21 protein-coding genes are annotated in these 20,675 nt (G+C 71.8%); 14 read left to right on the forward strand and 7 right to left on the reverse strand.

All coding sequences use genetic code 11. From position 1 onward, the window contains the following. The first annotated feature begins 83 nt into the window (after nucleotides 1-83). From DK412_RS22670 to DK412_RS22720, 11 genes are all read left to right on the forward strand, one after another. On the forward strand, nucleotides 84-1,325 hold the full coding sequence (locus tag DK412_RS22670) for a glutamate-5-semialdehyde dehydrogenase (protein ID WP_245571972.1): 1,242 nt from the start codon (nucleotides 84-86) through the stop codon (nucleotides 1,323-1,325). Nucleotides 1,326-1,363: 38 nt separating this feature from the next. Next, nucleotides 1,364-1,984: a nicotinate-nucleotide adenylyltransferase gene (locus DK412_RS22675; RefSeq protein ID WP_109973794.1), complete on the forward strand. Its 621-nt coding sequence runs from the start codon at nucleotides 1,364-1,366 to the stop codon at nucleotides 1,982-1,984. A gap of 248 nt (nucleotides 1,985-2,232) precedes the next feature. After that, nucleotides 2,233-2,565 (forward strand): ribosome silencing factor, encoded by a 333-nt coding sequence (rsfS, locus tag DK412_RS22680; RefSeq protein ID WP_109973795.1) that lies wholly within the window; start codon nucleotides 2,233-2,235, stop codon nucleotides 2,563-2,565. A 30-nt stretch (nucleotides 2,566-2,595) separates the two neighbouring features. After that, complete coding sequence (gene rlmH / locus DK412_RS22685) at nucleotides 2,596-3,084, forward strand: 23S rRNA (pseudouridine(1915)-N(3))-methyltransferase RlmH (RefSeq protein ID WP_109973796.1); 489 nt, start codon at nucleotides 2,596-2,598, stop codon at nucleotides 3,082-3,084. Nucleotides 3,085-3,128: 44 nt separating this feature from the next. Continuing rightward, nucleotides 3,129-4,415: a peptidoglycan DD-metalloendopeptidase family protein gene (locus DK412_RS22690; protein ID WP_245571973.1), complete on the forward strand. Its 1,287-nt coding sequence runs from the start codon at nucleotides 3,129-3,131 to the stop codon at nucleotides 4,413-4,415. Next, entirely contained in the window at nucleotides 4,415-5,743 is a 1,329-nt protein-coding gene (locus DK412_RS22695) for a S41 family peptidase (protein ID WP_109973798.1), read from the forward strand. The genes DK412_RS22690 and DK412_RS22695 overlap by 1 nt, the downstream gene beginning before the upstream one ends. A gap of 134 nt (nucleotides 5,744-5,877) precedes the next feature. Then, nucleotides 5,878-7,068, forward strand: coding sequence for a divergent polysaccharide deacetylase family protein (locus DK412_RS22700; protein ID WP_109973799.1), 1,191 nt, complete (start codon nucleotides 5,878-5,880; stop codon nucleotides 7,066-7,068). 81 nt (nucleotides 7,069-7,149) lie between these two features. Next, entirely contained in the window at nucleotides 7,150-7,683 is a 534-nt protein-coding gene (locus DK412_RS22705; protein ID WP_109973800.1) for an RNA pyrophosphohydrolase, read from the forward strand. A gap of 34 nt (nucleotides 7,684-7,717) precedes the next feature. Further along, nucleotides 7,718-8,374: a DUF2939 domain-containing protein gene (locus DK412_RS22710; RefSeq protein ID WP_109973801.1), complete on the forward strand. Its 657-nt coding sequence runs from the start codon at nucleotides 7,718-7,720 to the stop codon at nucleotides 8,372-8,374. Between the two features lie 154 nt (nucleotides 8,375-8,528). Continuing rightward, nucleotides 8,529-8,963, forward strand: coding sequence for an Hsp20 family protein (locus tag DK412_RS22715; protein ID WP_093569103.1), 435 nt, complete (start codon nucleotides 8,529-8,531; stop codon nucleotides 8,961-8,963). Nucleotides 8,964-9,056: 93 nt separating this feature from the next. Beyond that, entirely contained in the window at nucleotides 9,057-9,320 is a 264-nt protein-coding gene (locus DK412_RS22720) for a DUF1150 domain-containing protein (RefSeq protein WP_109973802.1), read from the forward strand. A gap of 467 nt (nucleotides 9,321-9,787) precedes the next feature. Here DK412_RS22720 and DK412_RS22725 read toward each other — a convergent pair whose 3' ends face one another. The 5 genes from DK412_RS22725 to ileS all read right to left on the reverse strand — a co-directional run bounded on the left by DK412_RS22725 (nucleotide 9,788) and on the right by ileS (nucleotide 17,255). After that, complete coding sequence (locus DK412_RS22725; RefSeq protein ID WP_109973803.1) at nucleotides 9,788-11,086, reverse strand: pitrilysin family protein; 1,299 nt, start codon at nucleotides 11,084-11,086, stop codon at nucleotides 9,788-9,790. A gap of 97 nt (nucleotides 11,087-11,183) precedes the next feature. Then, on the reverse strand, nucleotides 11,184-12,548 hold the full coding sequence (locus DK412_RS22730) for a pitrilysin family protein (protein ID WP_204165425.1): 1,365 nt from the start codon (nucleotides 12,546-12,548) through the stop codon (nucleotides 11,184-11,186). Between the two features lie 422 nt (nucleotides 12,549-12,970). After that, a complete protein-coding gene (locus DK412_RS22735) occupies nucleotides 12,971-13,630 on the reverse strand; it encodes a hypothetical protein (protein WP_109973805.1) in 660 nt (219 codons plus the stop codon). Nucleotides 13,631-13,762: 132 nt separating this feature from the next. After that, nucleotides 13,763-14,260, reverse strand: coding sequence for a signal peptidase II (gene lspA / locus DK412_RS22740; protein ID WP_109973806.1), 498 nt, complete (start codon nucleotides 14,258-14,260; stop codon nucleotides 13,763-13,765). A 10-nt stretch (nucleotides 14,261-14,270) separates the two neighbouring features. Beyond that, entirely contained in the window at nucleotides 14,271-17,255 is a 2,985-nt protein-coding gene (gene ileS / locus DK412_RS22745) for an isoleucine--tRNA ligase (protein ID WP_109973807.1), read from the reverse strand. A gap of 407 nt (nucleotides 17,256-17,662) precedes the next feature. Here ileS and DK412_RS30320 point away from each other — a divergent pair, with 407 nt between their 5' ends. Beyond that, nucleotides 17,663-18,025 (forward strand): GNAT family N-acetyltransferase, encoded by a 363-nt coding sequence (locus DK412_RS30320; RefSeq protein ID WP_162596278.1) that lies wholly within the window; start codon nucleotides 17,663-17,665, stop codon nucleotides 18,023-18,025. Here DK412_RS30320 and DK412_RS22755 read toward each other — a convergent pair. Next, a complete protein-coding gene (locus DK412_RS22755) occupies nucleotides 18,000-18,608 on the reverse strand; it encodes a cadmium resistance transporter (protein ID WP_109973809.1) in 609 nt (202 codons plus the stop codon). The genes DK412_RS30320 and DK412_RS22755 overlap by 26 nt on opposite strands. 70 nt (nucleotides 18,609-18,678) lie before the next feature. On the opposite strand from DK412_RS22755, the gene DK412_RS22760 reads away from it, so the two are divergent. After that, on the forward strand, nucleotides 18,679-18,918 hold the full coding sequence (locus tag DK412_RS22760; protein WP_109973810.1) for a hypothetical protein: 240 nt from the start codon (nucleotides 18,679-18,681) through the stop codon (nucleotides 18,916-18,918). Between the two features lie 48 nt (nucleotides 18,919-18,966). Here the strand turns inward: DK412_RS22760 and DK412_RS22765 are convergent, their stop codons facing one another. Continuing rightward, nucleotides 18,967-19,962: a bifunctional riboflavin kinase/FAD synthetase gene (locus tag DK412_RS22765; protein ID WP_109973811.1), complete on the reverse strand. Its 996-nt coding sequence runs from the start codon at nucleotides 19,960-19,962 to the stop codon at nucleotides 18,967-18,969. A 241-nt stretch (nucleotides 19,963-20,203) separates the two neighbouring features. On the opposite strand from DK412_RS22765, the gene DK412_RS22770 reads away from it, so the two are divergent. Next, complete coding sequence (locus DK412_RS22770; protein ID WP_048452414.1) at nucleotides 20,204-20,587, forward strand: response regulator; 384 nt, start codon at nucleotides 20,204-20,206, stop codon at nucleotides 20,585-20,587. The last annotated feature ends 88 nt before the right edge of the window (nucleotides 20,588-20,675 follow it).

A 20,675-nucleotide genomic window follows, 5' to 3' on the forward strand; every position in this document is an offset into this window, starting at 1 on the left:
CGATGGCGGCCAGGATGACGACCGTGTCCGTTCTGAGCCTGAAGCCCCGCCAAGAGTCCTGCCAAGAGGATGTCGACGCGCTGATGCGCGAGATCGGCCGGCGCGCCCGCGCCGCCGCGCGCCGGATGGCGGTCGTCCCAGGCCCGGCCAAGGACGAGGCGCTGCGCGAGGCGGCGCGCGCCTTGCGCGAGGCGGGCGCGGCGATCCTCGAGGCCAACGCCGCCGACATGGCGGAGGCGCGCGCCAAGGGCCTGCCCGCCGCCACCCTCGATCGCCTGGCGCTGAACCCCGCCCGGATCGAGGCGATCGCCGAGGCCCTGGAGAGCGTCGCCGGCCTGCCCGATCCCGTCGGGCGCCGGCTCGCCACCTACGAGCGGCCGAACGGCCTGACGATCGAGCGGGTGGCGACGCCGCTCGGCGTCGTCGGGGTGATCTTCGAGAGCCGCCCCAACGTCACGGCGGATGCCGGCGCGCTCTGCCTCAAGGCCGGCAACGCCGCGATCCTGCGCGCCGGCTCGGAGAGCCACCGCAGCGCCACCGCCATCGCCGAGGCGATGATCGCGGGCCTGACCCGGACCGGCCTGCCGGCCGACGCGATCCAGCTCGTGCCGACCCGCGACCGCGCGGCGGTCGGCGCGATGCTCACCGGCCTCGACGGCGCCATCGACGTGATCGTGCCCCGCGGCGGCAAGGGCCTGGTGGCCCGGGTGCAGGACGAGGCGCGGGTGCCGGTCTTCGCCCATCTCGAGGGGATCTGCCACGTCTTCGTGCACGCGGCCGCCGACCTCGCCATGGCTCGCTCGGTCGTGCGCAACAGCAAGCTGCGCCGCACCGGCGTCTGCGGCGCCGCCGAGACGCTGCTGGTCGACCGCGCCTGCGCGGCCACCCACCTCGCGCCCCTGGTGACCGACCTGCTCGACGCCGGCTGCGCCGTGCGCGGCGACGACGCGGCACGCGCCGTCGATTCCCGGGTGACGCCGGCGACCGAGGAGGATTGGCGCACCGAGTACCTCGACGCGATCATTTCCGTGCGGGTGGTCGACGGGCTGGACGCCGCCATCGACCACATCGAGGGATACGGCTCGCACCACACCGACTCGATCCTGACCGAGGACGAGGCGGCGGCCGGACGCTTCCTCGCGGAGGTCGATTCGGCGATCGTGGTCCACAACGCCTCGACCCAGTTCGCCGACGGCGGCGAGTTCGGCTTCGGCGCCGAGATCGGCATCGCCACCGGGCGGATGCACGCGCGTGGGCCGGTCGGCGTCGAGCAGCTCACCACCTTCAAGTACCGGGTGCGCGGCGCCGGGCAGATCCGCCCGTGACCCTCTGAAGGAGGCGCCGCGGTCCGGGATTCGCGCGCGTGATCGTGCGCCTGCCGCCCCTCGCCCCGGGCCTGCGGGTCGGCCTCTACGGCGGCTCGTTCAACCCGGCCCATGCCGGCCACCGGCATGTCAGCCGGCTGGCCCTGCGGCGCCTCGCCCTCGACCGGGTCTGGTGGCTGGTGAGCCCCGGCAACCCGCTGAAGGACCGTCGGCACCTGCCCGAGACCGCGGCCCGCGCCGAGGGCGCCCGGGCGGTGGCGCGCGATCCCCGGATCGCCGTCACCGGGTTCGAGGCGGGCTTAGGCATCCGCTACACCGTCGAGACCCTGACCTGGCTGACGGCGCGCCACCCGGAGGTCCGCTTCGTCTGGATCATGGGCGCCGACAGCCTGGCGAGCTTCCACCGCTGGCGCGGCTGGCGCGAGATCGCCGCCCGGATGCCGTTCGCGGTGATCGATCGGCCGGGCTACACCCTCAAGGCCATGGCCTCTCCCGCCGCCCGGACGCTCGCCGGATCGCGCATCGACGCGGCCGCCGCCGCGACCCTGGCCGGCCGGTCGCCGCCCGCCTGGGTCTTCCTGCACGGGCCGCGCAACGGCCTGTCCTCCACGGCTTTGCGCGCCGCCGACCCTGGTCGTTCGGCCCGACCCGCGCGCTGATCGGAGGCGTTTGCGCGGGATTTGCACCGCGCCAGCTTGAAAATCCGCCTTTCGTTCGCCACTGTCGGGATCTAATGGCATCGGCACCGCGTAGGCCGCGGGCAATATCGTCTCGTGGCGCCACCGGGTGCCTTCATCGACAGGGGCCGGCACTGAACGACGCAATCTCTCACGAAGCTCAGGACACCGAGCTTCCCGCTGAAGCCCAGGCGCAGGATGCCACGACCGGCGCGCCCGAGGCCGCGGACATGAGGTCGGTTGCCCTCGCCTGCCTTGAGGACATGAAGGCCGAGGACACCGTCGAGATCGACCTCGTCGGCAGGACTTCGATCGCCGACGCCATGATCATCACCTCCGGCCGCTCCCAGCGCCATGTCGGTTCCATCGCCGACAAGGTGATCCAGGAGTTCAAGGGCCGCGGCTTCGGCAATCCTCGGGTCGAGGGCATGCCGGCCTGCGACTGGGTGCTGATCGACGCCGGCGACATCCTGATCCACGTCTTCCGGCCCGAGGTTCGGCACTTCTACAACCTGGAGAAAATCTGGGGCGCCGACCGGCCGGCCGACCGCCTCGCCGGCTGAGCCCGCAACGCCAGGGACGGACACGCCGCCATGCGGCTCGCCCTCGTCGCGGTGGGCCGCCTCAAGCGCGGCCCCGAGCGCGACCTCGCCGAGGAGTATCGCGGCCGCGCCGACGCGCTCGGCCGGAGCCTCGGCTTCTCCGCCGTGCAAGCGACCGAGATCCCGGAGAGCCGGGCCCGGCGTGCGCCGGACCGCTGCGCCGAGGAAGCCGGCGCGATCCTGGCGGCGGTCCCGCCCGGCGCCGCCCTGGTCGTCCTCGACGAGGGCGGCAAGGCGGTGACGAGCCTCGGCTTCGCCGACCAGCTCGGCGCCTGGCGCGACGGCGGCCGGCCCGGTCTCGCCATCGTGATTGGCGGCGCCGACGGCCTCGACCCTAGTGTGAGAGCAAGAGCCGACCTCGTCTTCGCCTTCGGGGCCGCCACCCTGCCGCACGGCCTCGTCCGGGTCCTGGCCCTCGAGCAGCTCTACCGGGCCATGACGATCCTCTCCGGCCACCCCTATCACCGCGGCGCCCCGTGACCCGAGCGCTCCTCCCCGCCACCCTCCTCGCCGCGGCGCTCGCCGTGCCGGTCCCGGATCGGCCGGCCCGCGCCCAGACGGCGCCGGACCCGGCCGCGGATCCGGTGGCGAAGGCGCAGGCCGAGAAGGACCGGCGCGCCGAGAGCCTGCGGGCGATCGAGAGCGCGCTCCAGGCCAGCAACGAGACCAAGGCCAAGCTCGAGCGCGAGGTGGCCGAGATCAAGGGCGACGGCGCCCGGCTCAACCAGGCCCTGATCGACGCCGCCCGCAAGGCGCAGGAAGCGGAAGGCCGCATCTCCGACCTCGAAGCCCGGCTCCAGACCATGGCCGGCAGCGAGACGGCGCTCCGCCGCTCGCTGGAGGGCCGCCGCGGCGTCATCGCCGAGGTGCTCGCCGCGCTCCAGCGCATGGGCCGGCGGCCGCCGCCGGCGGTGCTGGTGCGGCCCGAGGACGTGCTGGCGGCGATCCGCACCTCGATGCTGCTCGGCGCCGTGGTGCCCGAGCTGCAGGGCGAGGCCGAGACCCTGGCCGGCGACCTCGCCGAGCTGGTGCGCCTGCGCGGCCTCATCGCCGCCGACCAGGAGACCCTGCGCGGCGACATCAAGGGCTGGGCCGCCGAGCGCCAGCGCCTCACCGCCCTCATCAATGCCCGCCAGGCCCGCCTCGGCGAGGCGGAGAGCGGGCTCACCGCCGAGCGCGATCGGGCGACGGGCCTCGCCGGCCAGGCCCGCTCGCTCAAGGACCTGGTCGACCGCCTCGACGGCGACCTCGCCAATGCCCGCCGCGCCGCGGGTGCGGCGAAGGAGGCGGCGGAGGCCGAGAGCCGCGAGACCCGCGAGCGCTTCGCGGCCGCGGCCCTGCGCGATCCGGCGCGCCTCGCCCCCAAGGTGCCGTTCCCCCAGGTGCGCGGCCTGGTGCCGCGCCCGGTGAGCGGCGAGGTGGTGCGGACCTTCGGCAGCCCCGACGGCGCCGGGGGCACCAGCCGCGGCATATCGCTCATGACGCGCCCGCGGGGCGTCGTCTCCTCTCCGGCCGACGGCTGGGTGGCCTATGCGGGGGCGTTCCGCTCCTACGGTCGTCTCTTGATCATCAACGCGGGCGACGGCTACTATCTGCTCCTGGCGGGCATGGACCAGATCAACGTCGAGGTGGGTCAGTTCGTGCTAGCGGGGGAGCCGGTCGCCGTGATGGGAGACACGGGCTCCGCACCTTCGGCAGGAGCCGGTGGGCGGAACGATCCCGTCCTGTACGTCGAGTTCAAGAAAGACGGTGGCTCCATCGACCCGGATCCTTGGTGGGCCAAAGGGTCAAGCGAGAAGGTTCGCGGATAATGCGCAAAGTTTCCCTCGTCCTGTTCGGAGCCGTCCTGGGCGCCGGGACGGCCACGGTAGCGACCCAGACCCACCTGCTCTCGAGCACGAGCGCCGTCGCCGCCTCGGCCGAGACCTATCGCCAGCTCAGCCTGTTCGGCGACGTGTTCGAGAAGATCCGCACCGACTACGTCGAGAAGCCCGACGAGGGGAAGCTGATCGAGGCGGCCGTCAACGGCATGCTGACCTCGCTCGACCCGCATTCGAGCTACATGGACGCCAAGAGCTTCCGTGACATGCAGGTCCAGACCAAGGGCGAGTTCGGCGGCCTCGGCATCGAGGTCACGATGGAGGACGGCCTGATCAAGGTCGTCACCCCGATCGACGACACGCCCGCCGCCCGCGCCGGCCTGCTCGCCAACGACATCATCACCCAGATCGACGGCGACCAGGTCCAGGGCCTGTCCCTCAACCAGGCCGTCGACAAGATGCGCGGGCCCGTCAACTCGCCGGTGAAGCTCAAGATCACCCGCAAGGAGGCCAAGGATCCGCTCGAGGTCACGCTCAACCGCGACCTGATCCGGATCAAGCCCGTGCGCTCGCGCACCGAGGGCGGCGACATCGGCTACATCCGCCTGACCCAGTTCAACGAGCAGACCTATGACGGCCTGAAGGCCGCCGTCGACAAGCTCTCGACCGACCTGCCGGGCGACAAGCTCAAGGGCTTCATCATCGACCTGCGCAACAACCCGGGCGGCCTGCTCGACCAGGCGGTGATGGTCTCCGACGCCTTCCTCGACCGCGGCGAGATCGTCTCGACCCGCGGCCGCAACCCGGACGAGACGCAGCGCTTCTCGGCCAAGTCCGGCGACCTGACCAAGGGCAAGCCGGTGGTGGTGCTGGTCAACGGCGGCTCGGCCTCGGCCTCCGAGATCGTCGCCGGCGCGCTCCAGGACCACAAGCGGGCGACGGTGCTCGGCACCCGCTCCTTCGGCAAGGGCTCGGTCCAGTCGATCATCCCGCTCGGCGGCAACGGCGCCCTGCGGCTCACCACCGCGCGCTACTACACCCCGTCCGGCCGCTCGATCCAGGCCAAGGGCATCGAGCCGGACCAGGAGGTGCTGCAGGACGTGCCCGACGAGCTGAAGGGCAAGGACGAGACCAAGGGCGAGGCCGGCCTGAAGGGCCACCTCAAGCAGAAGGACACCGAGGAGCGCGGCGGCTCGTCGGCCTACGTCCCGCCGGACCCGGCCAAGGACAAGCAGCTGATCGCCGCGGTCGACTTCCTGCACGGCGTGCAGAAGGGCGCCGCCAACACGGCGAAGACCACGGAGCCGAAGCCGAACTGACGGTGAGGCGGGTGCCGCTCAGGCCTCGCCCTTAACCCGGCATTTACCACGAAGGCCCGCAATACCGGTCGAACGACCGGCGCTGCGGGCCTTCCGCCTTTCTGGCAGCGACACGGTCGCGGGACCTCACGCCTGTGCCGCTCGCGTCCGACACCATCCTGACCCGTCCCCTCGGGCTGAGGGACGAGGCGACCGCCCGCGTCGAGCACTGGCGCGCCGTCCTGCGGCCGAAGGCGCTCGCCGCCTTCGCCCTCGGCGCGGGTGCCCTCGGTCTCGCCGCATTCCTGGTCCTCGGCGACGATCCGCTTGCCGGCGAGCCGTACGCGGTCGCGGCGATCGAGGTCCGGGCCCCGGTCGCTCCCGTGCCGGAGCCGGCGGTTCCGGCCCCTCCCGATCCGGCGAGCCGCAGCGCCGTCGAGGTCGAGCGGGCGTCCGGCGTCGCGGTGAACCGGCCGGACGGCACGAGCGCGCCGGATTCGGTGGTGATCCGGGTGCCGGGCGGCCCGATCCGCCTGAACCCCGCCCCCGACCCGCGCCTCGCCGAGCGCGGCCGCTACGGGCCGCTGCCGAAGGTCGGCCCGGACGGTGCCCGGCCTCTCGACGTCTATGCCCGTCCCGAGGCCGCGGGGCTGGAGCGGGGCGGGGCGGTCGCGGGCCGCATCGCCCTCGTGGTGTCGGGCCTCGGCATCGGCCAGGCCGCGACCCAGGACGCGATCCAGCGCCTGCCGCCGGCGGTCAGCCTGGCCTTCGCGCCCTACGGCGCCGACGTCCCGCGCAGCGCCGCCCGCGCCCGCGAGGCCGGGCACGAGGTGCTGGTGCAGGTGCCGATGGAGCCGTTCGACTATCCCGACAACGATCCCGGCCCCCAGACCCTGCTGGCGGGCGCCAAGCCCGCGGAGAATCTCGACCGCCTCGCCTTCGTGCTCGCCCGGGTGCAGGGCGCGGTCGGGGTGATGAACTTCATGGGTGCGCGCCTCACCGGCGAGGCCTCCGCCCTGGAGCCGGTCCTGCGCGAGGTCGGCGGGCGCGGCCTCGGTTTCCTCGACGACGGCACCTCACCGCGCTCGCTCGCCCGCGATCTCGCCCGCAAGGCCAAGGTGCCGGCGGCCCGGGCCGAGATCGTCGTCGACGCGGTGCCGCGCCCGGACGCGATCGACCGCGAGCTCGCCCGCCTGGAGGAGGCGGCACGCAAGTCCGGCTTCGTGCTCGGCTCGGCCACCGGCCAGCCGCTCTCGATCGACCGCATCGCCCGCTGGGCGCGCGACCTCGAATCCCGCGGTATCCTGCTGGTGCCGGCGAGCCGAGCCATGCGCTCGGGGACGTGAATCGCCGCCACGGCCACGCTCGCCCCGCATTTTCGCCGGATGGTCGGTCCACAGGCGGGGAAATTGCTTTAAGGTCGCCTCATGGCATCGCTTCACCGCCCCGACTCCGCCCTGGCCAGCCTTCCGTACCGGCCCTGCGTCGGCATCGCCCTGTTCAATCGCGACGGGCTGGTCTTCGCCGGCCACCGGCGGCACGACTCAGGTGATCTCGGCGCCCATGCCTGGCAGATGCCGCAGGGCGGCATCGACGAGGGCGAGGCGCCGCGGGACGCCGCCCTGCGCGAGCTCTACGAGGAGACCAACGTCGCTCCCAGCTCGGTGCGCCTGCTCGCCGAGGCGCCGGGCTGGTACTCCTACGACCTGCCGACCTTCGCGGCCGGCAAGCCCTGGAAGGGGCGCTACCGCGGCCAGACCCAGAAATGGTTCGCCTTCGCGTTCGAGGGCGACGAGCGCGAGATCGACATCCTGCGGCCGGGCGGCGGCGCCCACAAGGCGGAGTTCGACGGCTGGCGCTGGGAGCCGCTGGCGAACCTCGCCGACCTGGTCATCCCGTTCAAGCGCCCGGTCTACGAGCAGGTGATCGCCGCCTTCGCCCACCTCGCGCGCCCGGCGTGACCGGTCCCGCGCGCCCGCCCGCCGGCGCCGTCCCATGACCCGCTGGTGGCTCGCCGGCCTCGTGGTCGTGCTCCTATGGGTCGCCTACGGGATCTCGCCCTACGTCGCGCTCTACCGCCTGTCGCAGGCGGTGCAGGCGCACGACGCGGCCGCCGTGGCGCAACGGGTGAACTTCCGCACCCTGCGGCTGTCCCTGACCAAGCAGGCGCTCGCCGCGGCGGTCGACGGCATCTCGGCGCGCCGCGACCTGTCGCCCCGCGAGCGCACCATCCTGACCGAGGCGAGCGGGGCGCTGGCGGAGCCACTGGTCGAGTCCCTCGTCACCCCCGAGACCCTGATCGACCTCCTCGACGACGGCTGGCCGGTGCGCGCCGGCCTCGCCCGCGACGGCGGCGCCCGCGAGACCGCGCCCGGCGACACCACGGCCACGTCCCCCGCAGCCCCGAAGGACAGGAACGCGCTCGGCCTGCACGCCTCGACGCTCAGCCAGCTCTTCGCCCTGTTTCGCTCGGCCGAGCCGCGGGGGTTTCGTGGCATGGTGGTGAGCTACCCGCCCGACCGGCCGATCGAGAACCGGTTCCGCCTGCGCCTGCGCCTGCGCGGCTGGACCTGGCGCCTCGTCGACCTGGAACTGCCCGGCGCACTGCGCGAGCGCATCAGCCAGCGGCTCACCGGGGCGATGCAGCGCTAGACTTTGGAGACCCGTGCGTCCCCTTGATGCGCTGCCCCGTGCTCCTCATATCTCGGCTCGGGCCCGGCGGAGTTGCGGTCGGCCCCGACGGGCGCTGCGCAGGCGGGCCCCGACCTGACCGAAGTGCCTCTCGCAACAGGGCTTCGCCGACACCATGACGCGTCCTTCGCCGTTCGGGCATCCGTTCCTGCTGGGCTTCGACGAGATCGAGCAGGCGCTCGACCGCGTCGCCAAGGCCGCCAATGACGGCTACCCGCCCTACAACATCGAGAGGCTGCCCCGCACCGAGCGGGAGCCGGAGCGGCTGCGCATCACCCTGGCGGTGGCCGGCTTCACCCGCGACCAGCTCGACGTGACCCTGGAGGAGAGCCAGCTCATCGTCCGCGGCCGCCAAGCCGACGACAAGAGCCGGACCTTCCTGCACCGGGGCATCGCCGCCCGGCAGTTCCAGCGCGCCTTCCTGCTCGCCGACGGCATGGAGGTGCTGGGTGCCGACCTGTCGAACGGTCTGCTGTCGATCGACCTCGCCCGGCCCGAGCCGGAGCGCATCGTGCGACGGATCGACATCGGGTCGCGCGACGACGCCTGACCATCCCCATATCGGGGTCACACCGGTCGACGGGCCGCCGCTCCGGGGCTTGGTCGATCCACCGTCCTGCTGCCTTTCAGAGGAGGGCGCATCATGTCCGACACCACCCTGAACCTGGACTCCACCCTCGACGCCGGCGCGCTCGCCGCCCTCGGCGAGGGCCACGTGGCCTATGTCCGCGCCATGCGCTCGGAGGAGGTCAAGCGCCTCTTCCCGGAGGCTCCGGACCTCACCCCCGGCCTCGACCTGTTCGCCCTGCTCTCGGCGAGCGGCGCCCCGATCCTGCTGACCGACAGCCGCGACGCGGCCTTCGCCAATGCGTGGGCGCACGACCTGCAGGCGCTCAGCGTGCATTGATCCGGGCGGCTCGGGATGGCGGTGCCGTTATCCCGAGCCGGCCCGGCGGGCCTCACGATGGTCTGACGACGACCGCACGGCCATTCGGGAGACGCAGCCTGAGAACGCCGTTGGACGTCAAAACACTACCCTTTCCCGGACAACTGTAGCGTCAGCGGAAGGAGATGTGGGATCCAGCAAAGGAAGTGCCGCGAGGCGGCTCTGTATGCTGCATCGTTGCAGACAAGCAGACGCTTCGCGGCTCTTTGCGCTGGATCCCGGATCTCCTTTCGCTGACGCTGCAGTCGTCCGGGAAAGGGGAGTGGCTTACGATCGATTGTCTGCCCTCACGGGCGTCCGTGCTTTCCGATCTGCCGCGGCGGCCTCATCGGCGATTGAGTTTCTCGGCGGTACGTGTCCCCAGTCTCGGAGCCACGCGAGCCTGGGAGAAGGGGCACAACGGAGGCGGCCATGCCGCCCCCCTCGCTTCATTCCATCGCCGTCGGCCGCCCGGCCGCCACCACCAGCAGCTTGCCGTCCCCGAGGGTGCGGGCCGCGGCGCGGCGGATGTCGGCTTGCGTCACCGCGCCGATCAGGCCGTTGCGGCGGGAGATGTAATCGATGCCCAGCCCCTCGAAGGCGATCTGCACCAGCTGGTGGGCGATCTTGGTCGAGGTGTCGAAGCCGAGGGCGTAGGAGCCGGTGAGGTAGTCCTTGGCCTTCTGCAACTCGTCGTCGGACGGGCCGTCGCTGGTCAGGCGGGCGATCTCGTCGGCGATCACCGTCAGGCACTCGGCGACGCGCTCGTTCTTGGTCGCGGTGTAGCCCCAGGTCATCGAGGCGGCGCGGTGGCTCACCAGCGAGGTGCCGACCGAGTAGGCGAGGCCGCGCTTCTCGCGCACCTCCTGGAACAGCCGCGAGGTGAAGGCGCCGCCGCCCAGGATGTGGTTGAGCACGTAGGCCGGGATGAAGTCGGGGTCGCGCCACGCCACGCCGTCGGTGCCGAAGCGCAGGACCGATTGCGGTACGTCGAGATCGACGACGATGCGCCGCCCCAGGCCCGTGATCGCGGTCGCCGGCACCGCATTCAGCTCGCCGCCCTCCGGCAGGGCGCCGAAGGCGGCGTCGAGGGCGCGCACCAGCGTCTCCTCGTCGATGGCGCCGACCGCCGCGACCTTGACCCGGCCGCGGGCGAGCAGCCGGCGATGCATCGCCACGAGGTCGTCGCGGGTGATCGACGACACGGTCTCGATCGTGCCCGAGGAGGGCCGGCCGTAGGGATGGCCCGGATAGGCCTCGGCGAAGAAGCGGCGCGAGGCCATCACGCCGGGATCGTTCTGCTGGTAGCGCAGGCCGGCCAGCATCTGCGCCCGCACCCGCTCGATCGCCGGCTGGTCGAAGCGCGGCTGGGCCAGCGCGAGCGCCAGCAGCTCGATCGCCTCGTCGGCGTGCTTGACCAGCATCTTGAGCGAGCCGCCGATCGCGTCCGGCCCGGCATGGAAGCTCAGCTCGATGGCGCGGGCGGCCAACCGCTCCTGGAAGGCGTCGGAATCGTGCGGCCCGGCGCCCTCGTCGAGGAGGCGGGCCAGCATCTGCGCGGTACCGGCCTTGCCCTCGGGATCCTGCGCGGCGCCGCCCTCGAAGGTGAAGGCGAGCGCGATCAGCGGGACGATCGGCGACGCGACGTGCCAGGCCTCGATGCCGCGGGCCGAGAGGACGGGGCGCGCCTGGGTCGGGGAGGAGGACGAGGCGGCGGCAGTGCGGGAGACGGCGTCGGCCGGGGTCATGAGGACCTCTTGTTGTGTCTTGGAAGAGTGTATCTTGGAAGAGAGAAGTCCGCCCGGCGGCGCGAGACGGCGCCGGGCGGTATCCGGACTGTCGGGCTCAGGCGGCCGCCGCGGCCGCTTGACCCTTGGTCAGATAGCCGGTGACCGAGCGGGCCGGCACCAGGTAGCGCTCGGCGACGGCCGCCAGGTGGGCGGCCTGCACCGCCTCGATCTCGGCCGGCCAGCGCCGGACTTCCTCGATGCTCTCGCCGATGGCGAGCGCCGAGCCGAAGATGCGGGCGAGCGACGACTGGCTGTCGGAAGAGTACACCGTCTCGGCGACGAGGCGGGTCTTCGCCCGCTCGATCGCGGTGGCGGACAGGGCCTCGGAGGGGGCGCGGGCGAGCGCGCGGTCGAGGGCCTCCTCCAGCTTCTCGAGGCTCACGCCCTCCGCCGGCACGGCGTAGACCGAGAAGCGGGTGTCGTCGATCGCCGAGCCCATGTACCAGGCACCGGCATTCACCGCGACGCCCTGGTCCAGCACCAGGCTGCGGTAGAGGTAGGAGGTCGGCCCGCCGCCCAACACCTCGGCCAGCAGCTCCAGGGCGTGGCTCTCGCCGTCGCGGGCGGTGATGCAGGAGGGGGTGAGGTAGAGCCGCTGCAGGGTCGGCTGCTCGACCTTCGGGTCGGCGACGCTGAGGCGGCGCGCCGCCCGCGGCTCCGGCTCCCGCGGCCGCACCCGCTGCGGCCGGGCGCCGCGCGGCGCCACCACGCCGTAGGTGTCGTCGGCGAGCCGCCGGACCTCGTCGGCGGTGACGTCGCCGGCGACCACCAGGATGGCGTTCTCCGGGGTGTAGAAGCGGCGGTAATAGTCGAGGGCGTGGGTGCGGTTCAGCTCCTCGATCTCGTGCATCCAGCCGATGATCGGGATGCCGTAGGGATGGTGCACGAACAGCGAGGCCGCCATCGCCTCGGAGAGCTGGGCCGCCGGATCGGTCTCGACCCGCATGCGTCGCTCCTCCAGCACCACGTCGCGCTCGGGGGCCACCACGGCGTCGTCGAGGATCAGGCCGGTCATCCGGTCCGCCTCGAAGCTCATCATGGTCTTCAGGTTCTCGCGGGCGACGCGCTGGAAGTAGGCGGTGTAGTCGAACGACGTGAAGGCGTTCTCCTGGCCCCCCAAGCTCGACACCGCCTTCGAGAAGGCGCCGACCGGATGGGTCTCGGTGCCCTTGAACATCAGGTGCTCGAGGAAGTGGGCGATGCCGGACTGGCCGAGCGGATCATCCGCCGAGCCGTTGCGGTACCACACCATGTGGGTGACGACCGGGGCGCGGTGGTCGGGCACCACCACCACGTCGAGGCCGTTGTCGAGCACGAAGGACGCCACGTCGGGACCGCCCGCCTCCGCTCGGCCGAAGGGCGCCGCGTCGGTGCGCAGGGTCGCGCTGACGGGGCAGACGAGGCCGGGGGCGGGGCGCATCCTGTATGGGGGCATCCTGATCTACCTTAGCCGGGCGGCCGGACGGGCCACCCGTGTTGGATCGTGAACCGGCTCACTTAAGAGAGGCTTGCGGCTCATGCGAGTCACGGGCCAGCGGGGCGTCCGAGCCGGCCGGCGGGCCGGCCACCGGGGTCGCTGGCCGTTAGAGACCCTGTTCTAGAGCATTTTGTGGCAGGGGGGACCCGAGAACTGCGGAGAAATGCACTCGACGCAGATCGGCTCCGTTATGGCTTAGTTGAAGCGTGAACGGACATTCATCGGAAGCTTGACCTTCCTGCTGCCAGAGCGGCCCTTGGGGCAATCTGGCCCGAAGCCCTGCATGGCGAGCGGGTCTCGACCAACGAAAACCCCGGGTCGCTGGTGCGGCCCGGGGCTGGAACTCGGAGACGGTCTCGGAAACGTTACTGGCGCGAGCGCAGATAGGCGCCGGGATCGGCCTGCTCGCGGTCGCTGATCATCGCGTTCGGGCCCTTCTCGGTGCGGGCGATCTTGCCGTTCGGCGGCTTGCGGTAGCCGGTCGGCGGCTCGGTCAGCGCGTCGCGGGACGGCTCGACGTCGGGAAGGTTCGGATCCTCGTCCGCCTTCTTGCCGGCCAGCAGCTGCATCGGGTTGAGCCAGAACGACTCCTTGACGTTGTCGCCCGGCTTGTAGGTCGGCTCCGTCGTCATGCTGGCGCCCTCGCGCCGGCCGGCCCGCATCTCCTGGACCGAGATCGTGGCGTTGTTGTCGCTCATCCGGCCGCTATAGCCGCGGGTGATCGGCTTGCGGTCCTCGGCGGCACGGCGGTCGCGGGCGGCGGCCTCGGGATCGGTCGGCCATTGCGGGTTGGCCTCGCGCACGGCGCGGCGATCGACCGGCGGCGGCAGGGCGGCCTTGTCCATGTGCGGCGGCAGCACCAGGGGCGCGCGCTCGCGATAGGTGATGGTCGGCCGCTGGGGCTCGATCAGGCCGATCGACGACAGGGCGTTCTTCATCGCGACGCCCTCCTGGGCGTACGCGCCAGACGAGACCGCGAGGCCCGCGACCGTCACCGCGGCGAATATCGTGCGCTTGTCGAGCATGCTGGCCCCCTTGCCTGTCCCGCTCCCCTGCTTGCGAGCTTGGGTGGGGGCGGTTTCGGGCGAAGGTATGGCGTGGCGTCGAGCGGGCGCAACGCCTGGACCCGGCGTGGCGCCCGCGACACACACGAGTTTTCAGGTCTGCCCGCCCGTTGCCGGGGCCCGGCGGCGCTCCAGCACCAGCCCGTCGTAGAGGAGTCCGACCACGCCGAAGACGATGCCGGCATCCGCCACGTTGAACACGTACCAGGACCAGGCCCCGGCATGGAGGTGGACGAAGTCGAACACCGCGCCGTAGGCGGCGCGGTCGATGGCGTTGCCGATCGCCCCGCCGACGATGAGGCCGAGCGAGCCGGCGAGCCAGCGGCTGCCGGCCCGGGCCATCCACACCGAGAGCGCGACCGTCGCCACCAGCGACACGCCCACCAGCAGCCAGCGCCCGAGCGCCGAATCCTGCTGGAACAGCCCGTAGGAGACGCCGCGGTTCCACACCACGATCAGCTGCGCGAAGGGCGCGAGCACCACCGGCTCGCGCAGGGGCAGATCGGCGAGGAACAGGAGGCCGAGCTTCGTCCCCTGGTCGAGGACCAGGGTGACGAGCGCGACCAGGAGCCCGAAGGGGAGGGGACGCATCCCTTGAGGTCTACTCGGCGGCCTTGGCGTGGAGCGCGTCCCACTCGCGCAGGGCCTGCGCGTCGCGGGGCGTCACGTCCGGGTAGTCCGGATCGCTGCCGACGCTGGGCAACACCTTCCACGAGCGGGCGCATTTGCGACCCTGCGCGAGGGCCGGCACCACCGCGACGCCCTTGACCTCGTCGAGCCGGAAGGCGTCCGCCGGACCCTCCCCGGCCTCGACCGCGATGTCCGACGTGATGCAGACCTCCGCGAAATCGATGCCGTCGAGGCTCGCCAGCAGATCGGAATCGGCGACGAAGACCTTCGGGGCCGCTTCGAGGCTCGCGCCGATGCGCTTTGCGGCGCGCTCGATCTCGAGCGCCCCCGTCACCACCCGGCGCACCCGGCGGATCTTGGCCCAGCGCTTGGCCAGGACCTCGTCGCGCCACGCGGCCGGGGTCTCCGGCAGGGTCTCGGTGTGGACCGAAGCCGTCTCGGAGGGGTAGCGCGCGAGCCAGGCCTCCTCCGCCGTGAAGGCGAGGACCGGGGCGAGCCAGACGGTGACGCGCCGGAAGACCTCGTCGACGACGGTGAGCGCGGCCCGCCGGGTCTCCGACGAGATCGGGTCGCAGTAGAGCGCGTCCTTGCGCACGTCGAAGTAGAACGACGACAGGTCGCCGGTCATGAAGCCGTTGAGCAGGGCCACCACCCGCTTGGTGTCGAAGGTGCGGAAGGCGTCGCGGATCTCGCCGTCGAGCTCGGCGAGACGGTGCAGGATGAAGCGCTCCAGCTCCGGCATCGCCTCGGGGGCGACGCGATCCTCGGGCCGGTGATGGGCGAGCGTGCCCAGCATCCAGCGCAGCGAGTTGCGCAGCTTGCGGTAGGTCTCGGAGAAGGTCTTGATGATCTCCGGGCCGATGCGCAGGTCGTCGGTATAGTCGGAGGCCGCCACCCACAGGCGCAGGATGTCGGCGCCCGAGCTCTTGATCACGTCCTGCGGCGCGACGGTGTTGCCCTTCGACTTCGACATCTTCTCGCCCTTGGAGTCGAGGACGAAGCCGTGGGTCAGCACCACGTCGTAGGGCGCGCGATCGCGGGTGCCGCAGGATTCGAGCAGCGAGGAGTGGAACCAGCCGCGGTGCTGGTCCGAGCCCTCGAGATACATCACCGTGTCCTCACCGCCGTCGCGGCGGCGACGGATGCCGGCGAGGCCCGGAAAGGCGTCCGGGTCGTCGAGCGTGAAGGCGTGCGTGGAGCCCGAATCGAACCAGACGTCGAGGACGTCGGTCACCTTCTCGTAGGCGGCCGGGTCGTAGTCCGGCGCGAGGAAGCGGGCGCCGTCGGCATCGGTGAACCAGGCATCCGCCCCCTCCGCCGCGAAGGCGGCGTGGATGCGGGCATTGACCGTCTCGTCGCGAAGAAGCTCGCCGGTCTCGCGGTGCACGAACACCGTGATCGGCACGCCCCAGGCGCGCTGGCGCGACACCACCCAGTCCGGGCGGTTGGCGATCATGCCGGTGATGCGGTTCTGCCCCTGCGGCGGCACCCACTGGGTCACGGCGATCTCGCGCAACGCCACGTCGCGGAGGGTCGCGTCGTTGAGCGTCGCCACCGGCTTGTCGAGGGCGATGAACCATTGCGGCGTGTTGCGGAAGATGACCGGCTTCTTCGAGCGCCAGGAATGCGGGTAGCTGTGCTTGAGCGTACCGCGGCCGACCAGCGTTCCGGCGGCGGTCAGCGCGGCGATCACCGCCTTGTTGGCGTCGCCCTTCTGGCCCTTCTCGTCGAGGACGCGCTTGCCGGTGAGGCCGGGCGCCGCCTCGGTCAGCACGCCGTCGGCATCGACCGTGTAGGGGATCGTCGTCTCGATGGCGCGCTCGCGCAACTGGCGGCCGTTGGCCATCCAGACCTCGAAATCCTCGCGGCCGTGGCTCGGCGCGGTGTGAACGAAGCCGGTGCCGGCCTCGTCGGTGACGTGCTCGCCCTCCAGCATCGGCACGGCGTGGCCGTAGCCGTCGTTCCAGGCGGCGAGCGGGTGGGCCAGCGTCAGGCCGGCGAGGTCTTCGCCTGAGACGTCGCTCAGTCGCTCGAAGGACTCGACCCGCGCTGCCTTGAAGACGTCGCCCGCCAGTTTGTCAGCAACAACGTAACGAACACCAGGTTGAGACCAGTTCTCTTGAGGCGCAGCAACGACACGATACAGTCCGTAGGATACTTTTCTGGAATAGGCGACCGCCCGGTTGGCCGGGATCGTCCAGGGGGTGGTGGTCCAGATGACGATCCGGGCGTCTTGCAAGTCCGGGGCCGTCTTCGAGGCGACGACCGGGAAGGCGGCCCAGATGGTGTCGCTGACGTGGTCCTCGTACTCGACCTCGGCCTCGGCGAGCGCGGTCTTCTCGACCACCGACCACATCACCGGCTTCGAGCCGCGATAGAGCTGGCCGGTGGTGGCGAACGTCATCAGCTCGCGGGCGATCGCGGCCTCGGCCGGGTAGGCCATGGTCAGGTAGGGATGGTCCCAGTCGCCGGTGACGCCGAGGCGCTTGAACTCCTCCCGCTGCACCGACAGCCAGTGCTCGGCGAAGGTCCGGCACTCGCGCCGGAACTCGACCACCGGCACCTCGTCCTTGTTGCGGCCGGCGGCGCGGTACTGCTCCTCGATCTTCCACTCGATCGGCAGGCCGTGGCAATCCCAGCCCGGGACGTAGTTGGCGTCGTGCCCGAGCGCGCCCTGCGTGCGGACGACGATGTCCTTCAGGATCTTGTTGAGCGCCGTGCCGATGTGGATGTGGCCGTTGGCATAGGGAGGACCGTCGTGCAGCACGAATTTCGGCCGGCCGGCGGCGGCCTCGCGGATGCGGGCGTAGAGATCGGTCCTCGTCCAGCGCGCCAGGATCTCCGGCTCGCGCTGCGGCAGGCCGGCCCGCATCGGGAACTCGGTGACCGGCAGGAACAGGGTCTCGGAATAGTCGCGCCCGGCGGCGGGCTTAGGCTCGGGCTTATGCTCGGTCATGGAAATCAAGGCTCGTCTGGGGCGCGGACGCGCAGCCCTCTTGAGGGAATCGCAGCGGCGAAACGGCAGCAACCCGGCCTTCCGCGCGGCCGCGAGCGGCCCTCAGGCGGAAGCCGGGCTCGTAATTCGCCGGATGGCGACGCGGCGCGGGTGCGATTCGATCATCCGGCGCTTCTAGCAGCGGCGGGCGGGCGGGGGAAGCGGGGTGTTGCGGGGAGGGCAGTGTCCGATCGTCGGCACTCGTTGCGAAGTATCGTACCGTAGCGTCAGCCTACGGCTGCGACTCTGATGCGCTGCACGGATCTCGCCCCACGACGCCCGCCGACATCGCGCTCGCTCGTCTCACGACTCTCGGTGCCGCGTCCGAGCCTCTGCGCCTGGATGGCGAGTGTCATGGCGTCGATTTCGTGCGCCGCCTGTTCGAGGACCATGCGACCGGCGCCAACCGCTTTGACCGACCCGGGGAGAGGCTGCTCAGAGCTTGGCACGGCGGCCATCTCGTCGGGGTCGGCGGGCTGAACGGCGATCCTTACGTCGCGGACAACGGGATCGGCCGTTTGCGGCACCTCTACGTCCTCGCGGCGCACCGACGCCTCGGCCTCGGCGCCGTGCTGGTGCGAGCCCTGCTCCGGGAGGCCGAGGGTCACTTCCGGGTCGTTCGCCTGCGCACGGTGTCGGCAGAGGCGGCCGCGTTCTACCGGCGCCTCGGATTTCAGGAAACCGCCGAGCCGAACGCCACGCACGTCATCCCCGTGAGGCTCCTCCGGTAACCCACGACACCGTCCCCGCCTCGACCAGCACCATCGCGCCGATCCCGATCAGCACGAACGGCGTCGCGACCCGGCCGAACCGGCGGATCGGCGCGCTCAAAGCCGGATGCCGCACGAGCCCGCGGGCGAGGGCGAGCCAGAGCGCGGTCATGACGGCGAAGACGGCGACGAACAGGATCAGCCGGGAGGTCGGCGCGGTGGCGAAGACCGGCGTGTAGATGCCGAGATTGTCGCCGCCATTGGCGATCGTCACCCCGGCGACCGCGAGCGTGTTGCCGAGAGAGGCCGCGCCGCGCGCGGGCTCGTCCTCCGCCTCGTCCCTCAGGGTGACGAGGCGGCGACACCCGAGCCCGATCGGGACGAGGCCCAGCAGGCCGAGCCAGGCCGGCGGCACCGCCAGAGACAGGAGCGCGCCGGCGAGCGCCGCCAGCACCAGGGCGGCGATGCCGAGGCCTTGCCCGACGACGATCTGGCCCGGACGGTAGCGCGGATCCGAGAAGAAGCCGATCAGCACGACGATGTCGTCGAGGTTGGTCGAGGCGAACAGGACGAGTGCGACGCCGAGATCGGTCAGCAGGGGCATGATCCTCCGACGGAACGGGGCGCGGCTTCGCGCGGTTGACGGACAGGCTCAGTCGTCTCGGAGCTTCGTCATGAAGATCCTGCTCTCCGCACTCGCCTTCGCCGCGCTGTCGACCGTCCCGGCCGTCGCCCTGGAGCGGAGTGCGCCGCCGCGGCCGATTCCGGAGGATGTCGACGCCACCGGGTCGGTGACGCCGACCGACCCGCTGCTGATCCCCGACGACGATCCCGGCACGATGCGCCGCGCCAAGCGCCCGCGGGCGCGCGACGCCGACAACGACGCGCCGATCCGCGAATTCATCCCGGAATAGCGTCCGGATAACCGGCACCTCACCCCTGCCGGGTCACGCGAGCCAAGGTCATCCCAGCATCGAGGGCGTGCGGTCCGCTTCCAGCATCCGCTTCGCCTCGGCTGCGTCCTCGTGCATGCGGGCGACCAGGGCTTCGGCGCTGTCGAAGCGCGCCTCTCCGCGGATGAAGCCGGCGAACTCGACCGCGATGCGCTGGCCGTAGAGATCGCCGGAAAAGTCGAACAGGTAGGTCTCGAGGAGCGGCGCGCCGTCGTCGAAGGTCGGGCGGCGGCCGTAGCTCGCCACGCCGTCGCGCACGCCGCCGTCGTTCAGGCGGGCGCGCACCGCGTAGATGCCGTGGGCGAGCGCGCAGGCATCGAGCGCGACGTTAGCGGTCGGGAAACCGAGAGTGCGGCCGCGCTTGTCGCCGTGGCGAACCTCGCCCTCGACGAACCAGCGATAGCCGAGAAGGTGGTTGGCCGTTGCGACGTCGCCGGCCTCGAGGGCCGCGCGGATCGCGCTCGACGAGACCGGCGCCTCGCCGCCGCCGGCGGCCACCGCCGGAACGATCCGGCAGGCGAGGCCGTTCTCGGCGCAGAGCGCCTCCAGCATCGCCGGCGTGCCCTCGCGGCCGCGGCCGAAATGGAAGTCGTGGCCGATCACCACGCCCGACAGGCCGAGTTCGCCCTTGAGGGTCCCGGCGACGAAGTCCGCCGCGCTCGTGCCGGCGAGCCCCGCGTCGAACCGGCGGACGAAGGCGCCGTCGATGCCGAGCCGCCGCAGCACCGCGAGCTTCTCGCCCTCGCCGGTGAGGCGGAACATCGCCGTGTCGGGCGAGAAGAAGGCGCGGGGATGCGGCTCGAAGGTGAGGACGGCGCTCGGCCGGCCGAGATCCGCCGCCATCTCCCGCACCGCCGCGATCAGGGCGCGGTGGCCCTGATGGATGCCGTCGAAATTGCCGAGCGCCGCGACCGCGCCCCCGAGGGCCCCGGGCACCGGCTCGCCGTCGCGGTGGACGGGGAAGGGCGACGCGACGGGGCGCGGGGCAGTCTCGTCGCGCGGCATCAACGGTCCTTGGCTTGACGGAAGCGGGGGCTGTCCCGAAGGCGGCCGGACCCTGTCGAAATCCGCTCGTGGGGTCAAGCCGCAAGCGGGCGGCGGGGGTGCCCGGCCGGATTAACCCCTTCTCAAGGGGGGCGGAAGTACAAGCTCAGACCAGAAGCGCCGTCCGGTGCTTCCCCTGATGATCCAAGCGGGGTTCGTCGCGCACGGGGATGCGTCGCGCCCGCCACCGGAGCCGTAAGCCATGGCCCTTGACCTCGGCATGCCGATCCTCGTCGTGGACGATTACCAGACGATGGTCCGCATCATCCGCAACCTGCTGAAGCAGCTCGGCTTCGAGGATGTCGACGACGCCTCGGACGGCACCGGCGCCCTGGCGAAGCTGAAGACGAAGAAGTACGGTCTCGTGATCTCCGACTGGAACATGGAGCCGATGACCGGGTACGAGCTGCTGCGCCACGTCCGGGCCGACGACGCCCTGCGCACCACGCCGTTCATCATGGTCACCGCCGAGTCGAAGACTGAGAACGTCATCGCGGCGAAGAAGGCCGGCGTGAACAACTACATCGTGAAGCCGTTCAACGCCCAGACGCTGAAGACCAAGATCGAGGCGGTCTGCGGCGCGTGATCGCGCCGGCGCGGTGACGGGCGGCGTCTCCCGGGCGCGGGACCGGGCGGCCAGGGCCGAGAGGCCGGCCGCTCCCCCGCGCCGGACC

The sequence above is a fragment of the Methylobacterium sp. 17Sr1-1 genome (assembly GCF_003173775.1).
Classification (GTDB): domain Bacteria; phylum Pseudomonadota; class Alphaproteobacteria; order Rhizobiales; family Beijerinckiaceae; genus Methylobacterium.